General features: G+C 60.1%; 18 protein-coding genes. 5 read left to right on the top strand and 13 right to left on the bottom strand.

Annotated features, from left to right (window positions below; genetic code table 11):
* Positions 1-380 precede the first annotated feature (380 nt).
* From HNQ72_RS09670 to HNQ72_RS09615, 12 genes are all read right to left on the bottom strand, one after another.
* The gene (locus HNQ72_RS09670) at positions 381-1,214 is read right to left on the bottom strand and encodes a mechanosensitive ion channel family protein (RefSeq protein WP_183991993.1); all 834 of its coding nucleotides are present in this window, start codon (positions 1,212-1,214) and stop codon (positions 381-383) included.
* A gap of 126 nt (positions 1,215-1,340) precedes the next feature.
* The gene (locus tag HNQ72_RS09665; RefSeq protein ID WP_183991991.1) at positions 1,341-1,859 is read right to left on the bottom strand and encodes a tyrosine phosphatase family protein; all 519 of its coding nucleotides are present in this window, start codon (positions 1,857-1,859) and stop codon (positions 1,341-1,343) included.
* Complete coding sequence (locus HNQ72_RS09660; RefSeq protein ID WP_244654332.1) at positions 1,856-2,437, bottom strand: YfbR-like 5'-deoxynucleotidase; 582 nt, start codon at positions 2,435-2,437, stop codon at positions 1,856-1,858. The genes HNQ72_RS09665 and HNQ72_RS09660 overlap by 4 nt, the downstream gene beginning before the upstream one ends.
* A 32-nt stretch (positions 2,438-2,469) precedes the next feature.
* A complete protein-coding gene (ygfZ, locus tag HNQ72_RS09655; RefSeq protein ID WP_183991987.1) occupies positions 2,470-3,312 on the bottom strand; it encodes a CAF17-like 4Fe-4S cluster assembly/insertion protein YgfZ in 843 nt (280 codons plus the stop codon).
* A 72-nt stretch (positions 3,313-3,384) separates the two neighbouring features.
* On the bottom strand, positions 3,385-4,470 hold the full coding sequence (locus HNQ72_RS09650) for a siderophore-interacting protein (RefSeq protein WP_244654230.1): 1,086 nt from the start codon (positions 4,468-4,470) through the stop codon (positions 3,385-3,387).
* A 111-nt stretch (positions 4,471-4,581) separates the two neighbouring features.
* Entirely contained in the window at positions 4,582-6,780 is a 2,199-nt protein-coding gene (locus tag HNQ72_RS09645; protein ID WP_373289327.1) for a TonB-dependent siderophore receptor, read from the bottom strand.
* Between the two features lie 145 nt (positions 6,781-6,925).
* Positions 6,926-7,810 (bottom strand): AraC family transcriptional regulator, encoded by an 885-nt coding sequence (locus HNQ72_RS09640; protein WP_183991986.1) that lies wholly within the window; start codon positions 7,808-7,810, stop codon positions 6,926-6,928.
* Between the two features lie 121 nt (positions 7,811-7,931).
* Positions 7,932-9,647 carry an ABC transporter ATP-binding protein gene (locus HNQ72_RS09635; protein WP_183991984.1) on the bottom strand — a complete coding sequence of 572 codons (1,716 nt, stop codon included), beginning with the start codon at positions 9,645-9,647 and terminating at the stop codon, positions 7,932-7,934.
* Between the two features lie 149 nt (positions 9,648-9,796).
* Positions 9,797-10,555: a hypothetical protein gene (locus tag HNQ72_RS09630; protein ID WP_183991982.1), complete on the bottom strand. Its 759-nt coding sequence runs from the start codon at positions 10,553-10,555 to the stop codon at positions 9,797-9,799.
* A gap of 14 nt (positions 10,556-10,569) precedes the next feature.
* Positions 10,570-10,827 carry a hypothetical protein gene (locus HNQ72_RS09625; RefSeq protein WP_112457080.1) on the bottom strand — a complete coding sequence of 86 codons (258 nt, stop codon included), beginning with the start codon at positions 10,825-10,827 and terminating at the stop codon, positions 10,570-10,572.
* Positions 10,828-10,943: 116 nt separating this feature from the next.
* On the bottom strand, positions 10,944-11,381 hold the full coding sequence (locus HNQ72_RS09620; protein ID WP_244654231.1) for a TIGR02301 family protein: 438 nt from the start codon (positions 11,379-11,381) through the stop codon (positions 10,944-10,946).
* A gap of 79 nt (positions 11,382-11,460) precedes the next feature.
* Positions 11,461-11,877: an NUDIX hydrolase gene (locus HNQ72_RS09615; RefSeq protein ID WP_183991978.1), complete on the bottom strand. Its 417-nt coding sequence runs from the start codon at positions 11,875-11,877 to the stop codon at positions 11,461-11,463.
* Between the two features lie 118 nt (positions 11,878-11,995).
* Here HNQ72_RS09615 and HNQ72_RS09610 point away from each other — a divergent pair, with 118 nt between their 5' ends.
* Genes HNQ72_RS09610 through HNQ72_RS09590 form a run of 5 tightly spaced genes read left to right on the top strand, consistent with a single transcriptional unit; the run spans position 11,996 to position 14,371 of the window.
* Positions 11,996-12,256, top strand: a complete 261-nt coding sequence (locus HNQ72_RS09610; protein ID WP_183991976.1) for a type II toxin-antitoxin system ParD family antitoxin — start codon at positions 11,996-11,998, stop codon at positions 12,254-12,256.
* Complete coding sequence (locus tag HNQ72_RS09605; protein ID WP_183991974.1) at positions 12,240-12,554, top strand: type II toxin-antitoxin system RelE/ParE family toxin; 315 nt, start codon at positions 12,240-12,242, stop codon at positions 12,552-12,554. Before HNQ72_RS09610 ends, HNQ72_RS09605 begins: the two co-directional genes overlap by 17 nt.
* Positions 12,555-12,558: 4 nt before the next feature.
* Positions 12,559-12,885 (top strand): YnfA family protein, encoded by a 327-nt coding sequence (locus HNQ72_RS09600; RefSeq protein ID WP_183991972.1) that lies wholly within the window; start codon positions 12,559-12,561, stop codon positions 12,883-12,885.
* Between the two features lie 53 nt (positions 12,886-12,938).
* Positions 12,939-13,703: an SOS response-associated peptidase gene (locus HNQ72_RS09595; protein ID WP_183991970.1), complete on the top strand. Its 765-nt coding sequence runs from the start codon at positions 12,939-12,941 to the stop codon at positions 13,701-13,703.
* A gap of 44 nt (positions 13,704-13,747) precedes the next feature.
* Entirely contained in the window at positions 13,748-14,371 is a 624-nt protein-coding gene (locus HNQ72_RS09590; RefSeq protein ID WP_183991967.1) for a LysE/ArgO family amino acid transporter, read from the top strand.
* A 5-nt stretch (positions 14,372-14,376) separates the two neighbouring features.
* Here HNQ72_RS09590 and HNQ72_RS09585 read toward each other — a convergent pair whose 3' ends face one another.
* Positions 14,377-14,514 (bottom strand): hypothetical protein, encoded by a 138-nt coding sequence (locus tag HNQ72_RS09585; protein ID WP_183991965.1) that lies wholly within the window; start codon positions 14,512-14,514, stop codon positions 14,377-14,379.
* Positions 14,515-14,580: the final 66 nt, after the last annotated feature.

Raw genomic sequence — 14,580 nt, 5'->3', positions numbered from 1 at the left:
GAAAGAAGACAAGGATGACCAGCAGGATATCGATCAAGAACACGTTTACTCCCCCTATGCCGGTGCGAGAATGTCGCAGCGCCAGGCGAGGTCAATGTAGAGGATCGACCCGGCGAAAAAAGGGGCCGAGTTGGCCTTCCACAGGCCATGACTAGGTTTGCAATGTCTGGATTGTGAGTGTCTGAAGAATGACGCTCGTCAAAAAGCCGTTGTCACGATCGGATAGATCCAAAAGGTATCGGGTCCAGTCCTCGTAACCGGACCCGATACATCCTCGCCATCGTCTGTGCCTGGCTCCGGCTCGTCCGTGCCCTGAAAAGGGCAGCGGAGGTCCGCTCGGCCGGTACTCTGTCACGCAACACGATGGATAGGGATCCCTGTTAGACCGTGACCTCCTCGGGCGATTGAGGCACCTCGGGTTCCGGCTCCTTGCCGAAAGCGAGCTTGACGGCCTTGGTCATGTCGCGGCTGACCTCCCACCACTGCTTGCTGCCGATCCAGTATCGCAGTGTAATCTTGGCGCTGCCCGCGTCGAAATCGGAAATGAACGCGGTCGGTGCGGGAGATTTCAGCACGCGCTTGTCCGCTGCCGCCAGATTGACGAGCTTGCTTTCGGTCACATCGACATTCTCGTCCGCGCCGATCGAAATGGTGATTTCGTGGCGGCGGGAAGCAAGCCGGCTGTAATTGGTGATTGGCACGTTCCAAAGCGTCGAGTTCGGCGCCAGCCGATAGACCCCTTCTGCCGTCTTCAACTCGGTCGCGAACAGGCCGACATCGACGATCGTGCCGGTAACGGACCCGGTCTCGATGCTTTCACCGACCCGGAAGGGACGCAGCACCAGCAGCATGATGCCGGCGGCGATATTCTGTAGCGTGCCCTGCAACGCCAGGCCGACGGCCAGGCCGATCGCGCCGAGTGCGGCAAGGATCGATGCCGTCTGTACGCCGAACTGGCCGAGCACCATGACGACGACAAGGATCAGCGCTGCATAACGCACGATATTGGAGAAGAACTGCGAAAGCGTCGCATCGATACCGCTGATGCGCGACAGGCCGTTATAGACCCAGCGGCTGAGCAGCCCCGCGACCAGCCAGCCAAGCACCAGAAGGATGAGCGCGCCGATGACGGAGAAGGAATATTGAACGGCGAGGGCCGTCAGCTGGGCAAGCGCCGTTCGTGTCGCGACGACAAAATCGGATGCCTGATCCATTCCGTAAACAACTCCTGTTTTTCACTTCGGCCCGTAATTGGCGCAAAGCTCAAGGAGGTCAAGGAAATCGCGGAAGGTTTTCCGTATTTCTTTGAAGATAGCAGTGTTTTCAACTATTTGGAGAATTTACCTATTCAATTCTATCGAGAACGAAGCGCGGCCATCGGTGTCAGCGCCGCGTCCTATAGCTTTCATCGCTGCAACCAGCCGGCCATCGCGCTGCAACATCCGGTCGCCAATTTCGATCAGCCTTGTATTCGGCGTCGCATGGGGGGCGACCTTGCGCAGGCGCTGCGCCAGGGCAGCATCATCCTCATCCGGATTGAGCGCCAGAATGGCGATGACGGCGGCAGCCGGAGAACGGGAAACACCCATCCAGCAATGTACGATAAGCGGTGCCGACTGGTCCCAGTCACGGACGAATTCTATCAACTGGGCGACATGCGCCTCGCTCGGAGCAATCAGCCCGCCGGTGCCGGCAAAGCCGATATCGTTCATCGCAAGCTTCAGATGCCGCTCGGCGCGGATAACGCCCGGCCGATGGAAGTCCTGCTTCTCGGCAATCAGGCTGACCATCTCTTTTGCGCCGTGGCGAACCGCGGTCTCGGCAATGCTGGCAAGCGGGCAGACGACGATAGTGCTCACTTGGTCACCGCCTTCGTCCGTCCCGCCTCGATCGCCTCGAACCTTGCAATGAACAGCGCCTGCGCCTCGACGGCCGAAAGCGGCTGAAGCGGCAGCATCTCGCGGGTAATGCCGCGCGGCTGGCCGAAGAATTTGCGCGCTTCGGCCGTGGTAAAGCCGGCAAGCTCGGTCGCCTCGAAATAGGCCGCGACCGTATCGGCCTTTTTGATCAGCACCTTCAGGTCCTTGCTCGGATGCGGCGGCAGGCCGAAGCGGATGTGCACGGCGGCCTCCAGCCGCGCTTCGACCGTCTTGTAGCCGCCGCCGACCACCGACTTGAACGGCGAGATCATGTCGCCGATCACATATTCCGGTGCATCATGCAGAAGCGTCATCTGCAGCGCTTCGAAAGACGCAGCCTCGTTGCAGCGGCGAAAGATTTCTTCCACCACAAGGCAATGCTGGGCGACCGAAAAGGCGTGGTCGCCGCGCGTCTGGCCGTTCCAGCGGGCAACGCGGGCAAGCCCGTGGGCAATATCGGCAATCTCGACATCGAGCGGCGAGGGATCGAGCAGATCGAGCCGCCGGCCCGAAAGCATGCGCTGCCAAGCGCGCGCGCTGGTTGTCGCACTCAAGGCTCGGCCCCTTCGGTTTCGGCAGGGAAGGTGAGGCCGGTCCATGCAGGCAGTTCGATCGTCACCGGCACATCGCCGGCCAGAAGCGGCACGCCATTGGCCACCGCATCACCGACGCGGTCGATCCGCACGATGGCAAGCGCGTTTTTATCCGAGACCGATCCCAGCGTGCCGACAGGTTTTCCGCTTGCCGTAATCTCGGTGCCCGCTGCCGGAAGCGCGACTTCGGCTGTCACATGCGCCACACGGCGGCGAGCCGTGCCGCGATGCTGCATGCGCGAGACGACCTCCTGGCCGACATAACAACCCTTGCGGAAGGAAAGCCCGCCATTCTTGTCGAGCAGGATGTCATGCGGAAACGCGTCCTGCAGCGCATAGTCCTCGCCGGAGACGACCAGACCGGCCTTTATCCTGAGCGCCTGATAGGCCTCAGTCGTATCATCGGCATGCTGGCCCGGTGCCCGCGAAAGCGAGATGCCTGCCTTGACGAATGCGCTATCCACGACCGCACCCTGATCCGTCTCGTCGCCCCAGAAGACCGTCACGCCATTATCTGGCAGGGCCGCGAGATCGACCGCCGCACGCAGCTTGTACATCATCAGCCGTTTCATCAGCGCATCACGCTGCCCGGCCTCGGTCTCGACGACAAAAACCTCGCCATCCCGCCAGATCAGGAAATCGAACAGGATTTTGCCCTGCGGCGTCAGAAGCGCGCCGGGACGCGCCTCGTTCTCCGGTAGTCCCTCGACATCGGTGGTGATCAGCGAATGCAGGAAATCCTGGGCATCCTTGCCGGAAATGCGGATCAGGCTGCGGGTCGGAAGATAGGCTTTGGTCATGGAACGGGAATCCCTCTACTCACCACGGAGATAAGTCTTCGTGGTGAACGGAGCAAGCCGAATGCGTTTCGCTCAGTCCGTATGGCCACGACGCCAGTAGGTGATCGAGCTCATCCGCGTTCGGTCGAGGCCGCCATCCTTCAGCCTTGCACGAATTGCCTGCGCTTCCGTCTTTTCACACGCAGCCCACACGAATGTCTCCGGGCCGAGCGTCTCAAGCCGCGCGGCAATCGCCGGTTCCAGCAATTTCGCCGTGCCCGGCTCCGCGCCATCGCGATGCAGCCATTCGATGGAAAAATCCTTGGCAGCACAGACGAGCGCCTGTTCCTCTGCCTTGTCCGCCACCTCGATGATCGCATGGACTTTCATCTCAGGCGTGGCGAGTTCGATCATCCGTGCGATCGCGGGAAGTGCGGTCTCGTCGCCGGCAAGCAGCAGATCGCGCGCCTCCGGCATGCCGCCCGCGCCGGGGCCGAGCAGTGCAGCCCGGTCGCCCGGCTGTGCGGTGAGGCCGAATTCGGCACCCGGCATGCGCCTGCCGCAATCGTCATGCACGACGAAATCGATCACCATCTCGCGGCGCTCGAGATCGATGCTGCGGATCGTGTAATAACGCACCGCAATCTCGTCTTCGCCTTCCGGCCAGCCGATGCGGCCATCGGCAAGCGTCACCGGCCAGATCGGCTCACGCCCCTTCGGCGGCATCAGCAGACGCACATGCAAGCCTTCGGCGGTATCGAAACGGGCGGTATCCGCGCAGGAGACGGTGAGGCGCCGCATCCTTGGCGTCACATTTTCCGCAGAGACCACGGTAATCTCGCTCAGATTGGCAAGCTTTTCCGGCTTCGGCTGGTCTGCCCATTCGAGCGTCAGCGGATCGTCGCCGGCGAACATGAACAGATGTTCGGCAATGATCCCGCGCGTCATCGACAGCATGTCTTCGGTCGAGCAGGCAAGCCGGATGTCGAGCTGCTCGCTGACCTTTGAGATATAGGCCTCGCCGATCTCGCTCGACAGCGTCACATGATCGCCGTCGCGAAAAACCTCGGCATGGTCGATAAAATGCTCGCAGATTTCTGCAAGCATGTCTTCCGCATCGACCGGAATGGCCGTGCCGGTCAGAACGAAATCCCGATGCGGAAATGCAGCTGCGTTCACGATCTTTCCTCCAAGCGGATGAGGGGTGGCGAAGACAAAAAGAAAGGCCCCAACGGGGCCTTCCTGATTAAGTCAACCGGATTTGTCAACTTAGTGGTTCGCTTGGTCGGGTTACCAGACCTTGCTGAGCTTGACAGTAAACGTACGGGCATCGCCGTAACCGCAAGCGCCGACACCGCCGCATGCCTCGACATATTCCTTGTCGAACACGTTGGTCACGTTGAGCGAAGCCGTCCAGTCATCCTTCTTGTAGCGGATCGCGGCGTCAACGACGGTCGAGGACGGAACCTTGAGAGTGTTGAGTTCGTCAGCCCATGATTCGCCCTTGTAACGCAGGCCGGCGCCGAGGCTGAGGCCTGCTAGCGCACCTGTCGTAACCGTGTAGTCGGCCCACAGCGATGCCGTCCAGTCCGGTACGATATAGGGCGACTTGCCGATGAGCGCCGGGTTCGGATCGTTCTTTGTCACTTCCATGTCGGTATAGGCAAGCGAGCCGAGGATTTTCCAGTTCTCGTCGATATTGACCTTGCCTTCCAGTTCTACGCCCTTGGATTCCACTTCGCCGAGCTGGTCCACCCAAGGAGCGAAACCGACGGAAACCGTGTTGTTGCGCTTCTTGATATGGAAGACCGAGGCGGTGAAGGAGGCATCCATGAAGGTCGGGTCGTACTTGACGCCTGCTTCGTACTGCTGGCCTTCTTCCGGCTTGAGCGGCCCGGACGCACCCATGCCGATCTGCGGATTGAAGAAGGTTGCGGCACTGACATAAGGCGTCACGCCATTGTCGAATTCGTAGGCGAGACCGGCACGCCCGCTCCAGGCGTGATCGGTATCCTTGTAGCTGTCGTCAGCATCGAAGGCGGTAACCGGCAGCTTATCCTTGAAATCGCTGTCGATATAGTCGAAGCGGCCGTTCAGTGTCACCAGCCAGCCGCCGCCGAAGCGGATCTGGTCCTGCGCATAGATACCGACCTGATGCATCGTGGCATCCTGGTTGTAGAGAGCTCCGGCCGGTGTCTGCGGCAGGCCATAGACAGGATCCGTCGGGTCGATCGTGCTTGCGCCGAATGTCGAGTTCTGGATGTTCTTGATGTGATAGTAACGGTAATCGGCACCGACCATGATCTTGTGGTTCGCGCCGCGGATATCGAAATCGTTCTCGATACGATTGTCCCAGGCAACGTTGTTGACGCTCGTGTCGCCGGAGAAGTTGATGCGGTTGAGGTCGCCGGTTGCCGTGTAGAGATAGGGGTAGACGAAATGCTCCCACTTATCGAGATGGCTGTAACGGAAGTTCGAGGTCGCCTTCCAGCCGCCTTCGAACTCGTGCTCCAGTTCGTAGCCGAGCATCTGTTGGTCGTAGTGGCCGTTATCGATATCCGGCTCGCCGGGGAAGAAGCGACGGGAGATCTTGCCGCCGAACGGGCCGTCGACGACGGTGCCCTCGTAGGGCAGGAAGCCGTTGCCGGTATGACGCTGGTTGAGACCTGCCGCATAGGCAAAAACGGTCAACTTGGTGGCGTCGTCCGGTGAAATGGTCAGCTGCGGCATGATGAAGCCGCGGATGTCGTTGGTATAATCCGTATAGCCTTCACCGCCGGCAAGCTTGCCGGTCAGGCGATAGCTGTAGACGCCGCTGTCACCCAGCTTGTCGGAGAAGTCGAAGCCGGTGAAGGCATTGCCGTTACTGTTGATGCCGATCTCGGTGTAATAATAAGGGGCGTCCGTCGGCTGCTTACGCACCAGATTGATGACGCCACCTGCATTGGCGCCGCCGTAGAGAACCGAGGCCGGCCCTTTTAGCACTTCGACGCGCTCCAGCATGAACGGGTCGATCTGGAAATTGCCGAAGGCGTAACCGAAAAGGTTAAGGCCGTCCATGTATAGACCCGTCTGGCTGGCATCGAAGCCACGCACGTAGAACCAGTCCGTATCGGGGTCTGTACCGTAAGGCTGAGCGACAACGCCTGGCGTGTAGCGCAGCGCTTCATCGACCTTGTTGACGACAGCGCGGTCATCCAGCTCGCTGCGGCCGACGACTGAGACAGCCTGCGGGATTTCATTCAGCGGCGTATCTGTCTTCGAGCCGGTCGTCGTCTGCTTGGCGACATAGCCCTTGACCGGGCCGGTGCCGCCCTGTTCGCTTTCACCTTGAAGAACGATCGGTGCAAGTGTCGTGCTGCTCTGGCTTCCGGCCTCCTGCGCCTGTGCGCTCCAGGCGGCAGCAAGCCCGATGGCAGCCACGCCCGCCCAAAGGCCGGCCTTTACGACACCCGCTCTCATGGCGGAAGACTTGATGGTTTTCTTCATTATTTGCCCCACTCGCGCCGCTTTTCCCGCGGCAAAATCATAAGATGAGTGGTTAACTCAGATTTCTTGTTGACGCTTGTTCTGATGCGCGGGACTTGAACGATATTGGGCAAAGTTCCGGCCGTCGCGCGTTTGCTCGGATGTTTTATTCCGACTGTGACTTTTTCCACTGCGATGGCGCCAGCCCGATATGCTTGCGGAACACGCGGGAAAAATGCGCGTGGTCGGAAAACCCCGTCTCGGCGGCGATTTCCGTCAGCGGCTGGTCACCGGATTTCAGCATGTCCTTGGCGCGGGAAAGCCGCGCATTCATCTGCCATTCGTGCGGCGCCATGCCAGTCGAAGCCTTGAAGGAATGCGAGAAATGCGACTGTGACAGTCCGGTCAGCACCGCCAGTTCTTCCAGCCTGATATTGCGCAGGCAATGCTGTTCGATGAATTCGCTCGCCCGCTTCAACTGCCAAGGTGCCAATGCACCGCGCTTGCGTGGCTCCGACTTGGCGAGCTTCAGCACGTCGATCAGCAGCGCCAGCGCCAGCCCGTCGCCGTAAAGATCGTGCAGCGGATCGGGATTGGCGATCTCGGCGGCGATCAGTTCGGCAAGCGCCATGACGCGGCTATCGGCAAAGACGAGCTGCGGGTCTTTAAGACGGCGCGGGTCGAGATTGTCGCCCAGCCTGCGGCTCATCGTGTCGGTTTCGAAATGGATGTCGAGATGGCGGACATATTGCACGTCCTTGATGTCGATCCACAGATCCATTTCGGCCGGGATGTAGGAAATCGGGCTGAGGCTGGCATCCTGCATCAGCCCGGTTTCCCTCGGAGTGCGCTTCAATGCCGGTCGGCCCTGGCCACGCTGGTCGAGAAGGATGAACAGGCGAGGATCACGCGCAACGTAGTAACCGCCGGCGTAGGTGGCGCATTCCACGTCCCACAGGTCGGCGGTAATTCCGTTCCAGTATCGCCGACGCAATCCGCCCAGAACCGAAAACCCTTCGATCTGATTACGCATTCTCGGCTGAAACGTCATGCTCCGACCCCGCGGCTCCACCCTCGTGCAAATGACCACGAGAAAACTATCCCTATTTTATCAAGTTTTTTACGCATCTTCAACCGTGGCGAATCTGACGCCGAACGTGACGGCTTTTTCGTCAGCCGCCGTGCTGGGCCGAGTGCAGGCGGTTATAGGCGCCGCGACGCGCAATCAGTTCCTGATGCGTACCCTGTTCCAGAATGCCGCTTTCATCGATCACGACGATCCGGTCGGCGCCCTGGATGGTGGCAAGCCTGTGCGCGATGATCAGCGTCGTGCGCCCGACGGCAAGTTCCGACAGCGAACGCTGGATCGCCCGTTCGGTCTCCGTGTCGAGTGCCGAGGTTGCCTCGTCGAGGATCAGGATTGGCGGGTTTTTCAGGAACATGCGGGCGATCGCCACACGCTGCTTCTGGCCACCGGAAAGCTTGACGCCACGTTCGCCGACAACCGTGTCCAGCCCGTCCGGCAGGTCGGCGATCATGTCTTCGAGACGGGCCCGGCGCGCTGCATCCATGATTTCCGCATCGCTGGCACCGAGGCGGCCGTAGGCGATGTTTTCCCGCATCGTGCCGCCGAACAGGAACACGTCCTGCTGCACGATGCCGATCTGCTGGCGCAGCGACGCCTTGGTCATCTTGCGGATATCCACGCCGTCGATCGTGATCGAGCCGCTCGTGACGTCGTAGAAACGCGGCAGAAGCGAGCACATCGTCGTCTTTCCCGCACCCGAGGGGCCGACAAAGGCGATCGTCTCGCCGGGCTGGATGGACAGGCTGACATTTTTGAGGATCGGCTTGTCGGCGCTGTAGCCGAAGGAAATCCCATTATAGTCGATCGCGCCCTTGAGCGCACCGACGGCTACCGCATCCGGCGCATCGGCAATATCCGGCTCGGTATCGACAAGCTCGGTGAAGCGGCGGAAACCGGCAATGCCCTTGGGATAGGTTTCGATCACCGAATTGATCTTCTCGACCGGACGGAAGAACACGGTGACGAGCAGCAGGAAGCCGATGAAGCCGCCGGCGGTCAATTCACCCTGCAGCACGAACCACGCGCCGGCGATCATCACGATCATCTGCGTCAGGCGCATGCTCATGTAGCTGAGCGAGGTGCTGGCAGCCATGATCTTGTAGGCTTCGAGCTTCACACGGCGATAATTCTGGTTGTCGCGCTCGAAAAGCGCCCGTTCATGCGGTTCGTTGGCAAAGGCCTGCACGACCCGCATGCCGCCGACATTTTCCTCGATCCGGGTGTTGAAATCGCCCACCCGGTCGAAAAGCCGACGGAAATTGGCGCTCATCCGCGCGCCGTAGCGGCTGGTTACCCAGGCTGTCAGCGGCACCACCAGTGCGGTGATCAAGGCGAGCTTCCAGTTGACCGAGATCATCAGCGCCAAGGCACCGATAAAGGTCATGATGGCGATGAACAGGTCTTCCGGCCCGTGATGCGCAACCTCGCCGATCTCCTCCAGATCCTTGGTCAGCCGCCCGACCAGATGCCCGGTCTTGTGGTTGTCGTAATAACGGAAGGAAAGCTTCTGCATGTGGTTGAATGCTTCCCGGCGCATGTCGGTCTCGATATTGATGCCGAGCATGTGGCCCCAATAGGTGACCACCACCATCAGGCCGGTATTCAGCGCATAGCAGATGAGAAGTGCGATGGACGCGAGCACGATCAGGAACCATTCCTGCGTCACCAGCAACCGATCGACGAACAGCTTGACCGCCATGGGAAAGCCGAGTTCCAGAAGGCCGGACAGGACCGCGCAGCTGAAATCGAGAATGAACAATCCCTTGTAGGGGCGGTAATAGGCGAAGAAACGGGAAAGCATTACGGCATCTCTGGAATGTGGTTTGGCGACAGAGCGCCGGAAAGGAAGCAGCCAAACTTGAGCCGCATCCTCCATATTCGAAAAAGATCGTGTTCGAAAACCCCAAATATGCCGGTTTGACGATCAACCCGATCGCCATGCCGGCGATATCAGTCGCCGCCGGCCATGAATTTCCACTGTCCGTCCGGCGAAATGCCCAGGCGGTAGAAATTGTAATTGCCGGTCTCTTCCATACCCATCAGATCACCCGCGGTGACGATACGCAGCAGCTCGACCCGTTCCGGCGCCGTGAGTTCGGAAAGCGGTTTGCCGATGAAATAGGGCCAGACATAGGCCTCGTCCGGCGTCCCTGCATCGACCCTTGCGGCACCTGTTGCCATAATATCGAGCATGATTGCGAGAATTTCCTGACCTTCCGGGTCGCCGGAAAAGTTCTTCAGCGTATCGATCGGATCGTCGCTCTCGTTATTCATGATCTGCGGCGGTTTCGGCGTGCCTTCGATCAATGGCCGCAGCCGTTCTATGTCGCCGGAAGCAGCCGCCTCCACCAGCCTCTCGCGCATGGCCTTGACCGGCGCGGGCAGGGTGGAGAGGTCGCGGATGATCTGTGCCGAGGGCTGATCGGCGGCAGCATTGGTCGACCCAGCTTGCGTCGGGTTGGCATCGGTCCCATCGCTCTTGGGCACGCTTTTATCATCGGCTGCCGGCGCCTGGTTCTCCGCAAGTCCCGGCCGCGTTTCTGCAGCGCCTTCAAACGCCTGCATCAGGGGCGTTTCCTGGGGCCTGATATCCTCGGCGGCAGGCGCCATGCTTGCGTCCGAAACCGCAAATGCGTTTGCAGCAACGCAGCATATAGCCGCCGTTGCCAGCAGCCGGATCATAACGGGTTTGAAAGTCGCGTTCCGCATGGGAAGCTCGGATATTACTGGATGTTGCGTTCGGGAGAAAACTCGCCGGCCAGCATACGCTGGCGAAGTGATTCGAGCAGGGCCTCCGCACCTTCTTCGCCACGCTGGCGGATCGTTTCGCGCATGGCGAAGGCGATTGCTGCGTCTGCGATGATTTCCGGCTCGATACCGTCTGCGCGTCCGTCTGCCCAGGCGTCGTTCTGATACTCGAGCGCGACCTGCATCTTTTCGTGGACGATCATGTCATCGATTTCGTTGCGGCCTGACTGCATACTGAACTTTCCTCGGTGCCGGCCAATGAGGCCGATTTGATTACTGCGCCGTTAAGAACTTTATCAGCCTTTTATCGAAACGACACGCCTTCCTGACGAAAGAGGTAAATAATCCGCTAATTTCCGAAGCGCGAGGTTATTTCCGTCGCAAGTGTTGCGCCTTCGTTACGGTATCGCTCTTCCGCCGTGCGCGCCGCAAGCGTGCATGATGTGTGCACGGCAGCAAAGGAGCGGTATCCACGATTATAGGCGGCCGTCAACCGCTCCCGCCGCGCAGGCTCGTTTGCCGCATCGGAATCGAGCAGCTGCCGCATCGTCCGGCGCCAGTCTTCCTGCGGCGCGCCGCACAATTCGCGCAGGTAGCTGATCGAGCCCAAAACTTCGGAAAGCCGCAAAAGCTGGGCATCATAAGGCGCCGGCAGGGAGGTCTCGGCCGGTGCCTGCTGCTGAACCGGAGCCTTGGTCTCGGCCGCAGGCTTCTTCGTCGCCTGCGCGGCAAGCGGCGAGGCGATGATAAGAAAAAGCGGCAGGGCGAAGCAGGCTGCGGATTTCAAACGGAATTCCTTGGGTTCGTGTCCGGGTCGGAGCACCGATTCGCTTGTCCATGATTCGGCATGATCCGGCGCGTCGATCTTACCGGTCGGCCGCGAGCGCCGCCAGCCTTTCGGCGCAATCGCGAACGCTGGGCGGGCAGGGCAGGCGGCGGATCTCTTCCGCCGTGTACCAGCCGGGATCGGCGGCATCGTCGGCGGCGACCGCCTCGACATCATGATCGGCCTCGATCCTGAAGACCGAAAGAAAGAAATGGCTTCCGCCATCCTTCTCGCTCTTTAGATCGTAGGTGGTGAAGAGAACCGGATTGCGCGCCCGAATGCCGGTTTCTTCAAAAAATTCCCGCACCGCCGTATCCGCCGGTGCCTCGCCCGGCTCCGCCCGCCCGCCGGGAAAGGCGAAAAGATCGGCCATGGGTGGGTTCTTCCGCCGGATCAGCAGGAAGCGCCCGTCACGTTCAAGGATTGCGGAAGAGGCGGCTTGGGGAGAGAGGTGCATGGTGAGGTTGTCCATTACTGGAAACGTTTTGGTGAGGCGATCGCAAGATCATAGAAGCACAAAGCGATATTGTAAAAGTATTGTAAAATGCCATATTGCCGGTTTCAAGGAGCATCCCATGGCGCGCGCAAAGACCTTTTCCCTTGGTGATGCCTATGACGGCATCTTGGCAGATCTTGTGAAACATGGCCGTTTTAGTACGGAAACAGAGGCCGTTCGAGCGGGTATTCGTATGCTTGCCGACTACGAGATGCGTATGCAGTCGCTTCGTCAGGCAATCCATTCCGCCGATGCCGAGATCGAAGGCGGCCTTGGTATCGAATATGAAACTCATCAAGCTTTGCTTGCGGATGTAATGAACGATGACGAAGAGCGGTAGGCGGGTAAAGCTGCTTGTCGTTTCTCCGCTGGCTCGTGGATACCTGCGCGGCATCAGGCGTTTCATTGCTGCTTCCAGCCCCTATTATGCACAGGAATTCCTGACGGACCTGACGGCAAAGATTATCTGGATTGCAGAGGCCGATTACACCGGCTCACCTCGCGACCATATTTCTCCGGGATTGCGGGCTTTACCCTATCGGCAACGCTGTATCTATTATCGTTCCTACGTAGATCGAATCGTGATCCTACGTGTGCTGCACATGGCTCAGGACGTGAAGCGTCAGGATTTCGAATAAAATCATGAAAACCTATCTCCTTTACGCCTTCGCAGCGCTTGCCGAAATCGCCGGTTGTTTTGCCTTCTGGGCCTGGCTGAAACTCGACAGGTCGGCGCTCTGGCTGGCGCCGGGAATGGTGTCGCTGGCAGCCTTCGCCTGGGCGCTGGCGCTCGTGCCGGCAGAGGCGGCGGGGCGTGCCTATGCGGCTTACGGCGCCATTTACATCGTCGCCTCGGTTTTATGGCTCTGGGGTGTCGAGGGGCGTTCGCCCGATCGCTGGGATATAACGGGCGCCGTCGTCTGCCTCGTCGGTGGGGCGATCATCCTGTTCGGCCCGCGCAGCGCCTGATTTGTTCGCCTGAATTTCTTGACCGCTCTCAAACCCGGTGCCATCTAGATCCCATGTGTGGACGTTATGCCCTGACCCACAAGCCGGACGAGGTTCTCGGCGCTCTTGGTGTCGCCGATTTCGAGGACGATTTTCCGCCGCGGTTCAACATCGCGCCGACGCAGCCCATTCTCGTGGTTGGCCAGGCCGATCGCCAGCCGGGCAGCAACCTGCCGGACCGGCGGGCAACGCTTGCGCGCTGGGGGCTGATCCCCGGCTGGGTCAAGGACATGCGGGATTTTCCGTTGCTGATCAACGCCCGCTCGGAAACGGCGATCGACAAGGCTTCCTTCCGCGCCGCCATGCGCCATCGCCGCATCCTCGTTCCGGCCTCCGGTTTCTACGAGTGGAAGCGTCCGCCGAAGGAAAGCGGGATGAGTTCGCAGGCCTACTGGATCAGGCCGAAGAATGGCGGCGTCATCGCTTTCGCGGGCCTTATGGAAACCTATGCATCGGCCGACGGATCGGAAGTCGATACAGCGGCGATCATGACGACCAAAGCCAATCGGGCGTTCCGTGGCATTCATGACAGGATGCCGGTCGTCATCCGGCCCGAAGATTTCGAGCGCTGGCTGGAATGCAAGACACAGGAGCCGCGGCAGGTCGCCGATCTCCTGAAGCCGGTCGAAGACGAATTCTTCGAGGCGATCCCTGTCTCGGATCTGGTCAACAAGGTTTCCAACATGGGACCGGATGTGCAAAAGCCGGTTGCCGTCGCAGAGCTTGAGGACAAGCCTCCGAAACCCGGCAAGGACACTTCCCAGATGTCGCTTTTCTAGGCGGATCCCGTCCTTCCAGTTCTTCCCATCATCGGAATTTTTCAATGAATCTTATGTCAGCCGGCCTGTCCGGCTTTGCCCTCGGGGGCTCGCTGATCATTGCGATCGGCGCCCAGAACGCTTTCATCCTGCGCCAGGGCCTGTTGCGCCGGCATGTTTTCCTGCTCTGCCTGATCTGCGCCCTGTCGGATGCGACGCTGATTGCAGCCGGCGTCGGCGGCATGGGCACGATCGTGTCGCAATCGAAAACGCTGATCCTGCTGGTTACGATCGGCGGCGCGATATTTCTGGGAAGTTATGCGGCGCTGGCCTTCAAGCGCGCCTTGCGGCCCGCGGCCATGGTGGCGGGAAAAACGGAAAGCCTGTCGCTGAAGGCGGCGGTACTGACCTGCCTTGCCTTCACCTTCCTCAATCCGCATGTCTATCTCGACACCGTCCTGCTCGTCGGAAGCCTGTCTGCAGGCTTCGAAGGACATGAACGGCTCGCTTACGGGGCCGGTGCTGCCACCGCCTCGTTCGTCTGGTTCTTCGGGCTCGGTTACGGCGCCCGTCTTCTGGCGCCGATCTTCGCCCGACCCGCCGCCTGGCGGGTTCTGGACGGCCTGATCGGCCTCGTCATGAGCGCACTGGCGCTCGGTCTCCTGTGGAGTGCGCTCAGCGAATTCTGAGCAGCTTACCGGACGGGTGTCAGCTTCGGCTTCCGCTTCAGCATCATGGCTGCTGCTGCAACGGCCTTGATGCCGAGCGGGCGGAAATGTGCAGTGAAGTCGGGCTTCGGTTCCGGCTTTTCGGTCTTTGGGGTATTGCTCACGTCTTTATCCTCATCACTTCACCCGCATGATTCTTCTGTGCTGCGGGGCGCCGGGAAATCACCGGC

This window comes from Aliirhizobium wenxiniae (assembly GCF_014201355.1).
Lineage (GTDB): Bacteria > Pseudomonadota > Alphaproteobacteria > Rhizobiales > Rhizobiaceae > Neorhizobium > Neorhizobium wenxiniae.
Note: the sequence above shows the minus strand (reverse complement) of the source record. Positions and strands in the feature narration are given on the sequence as shown.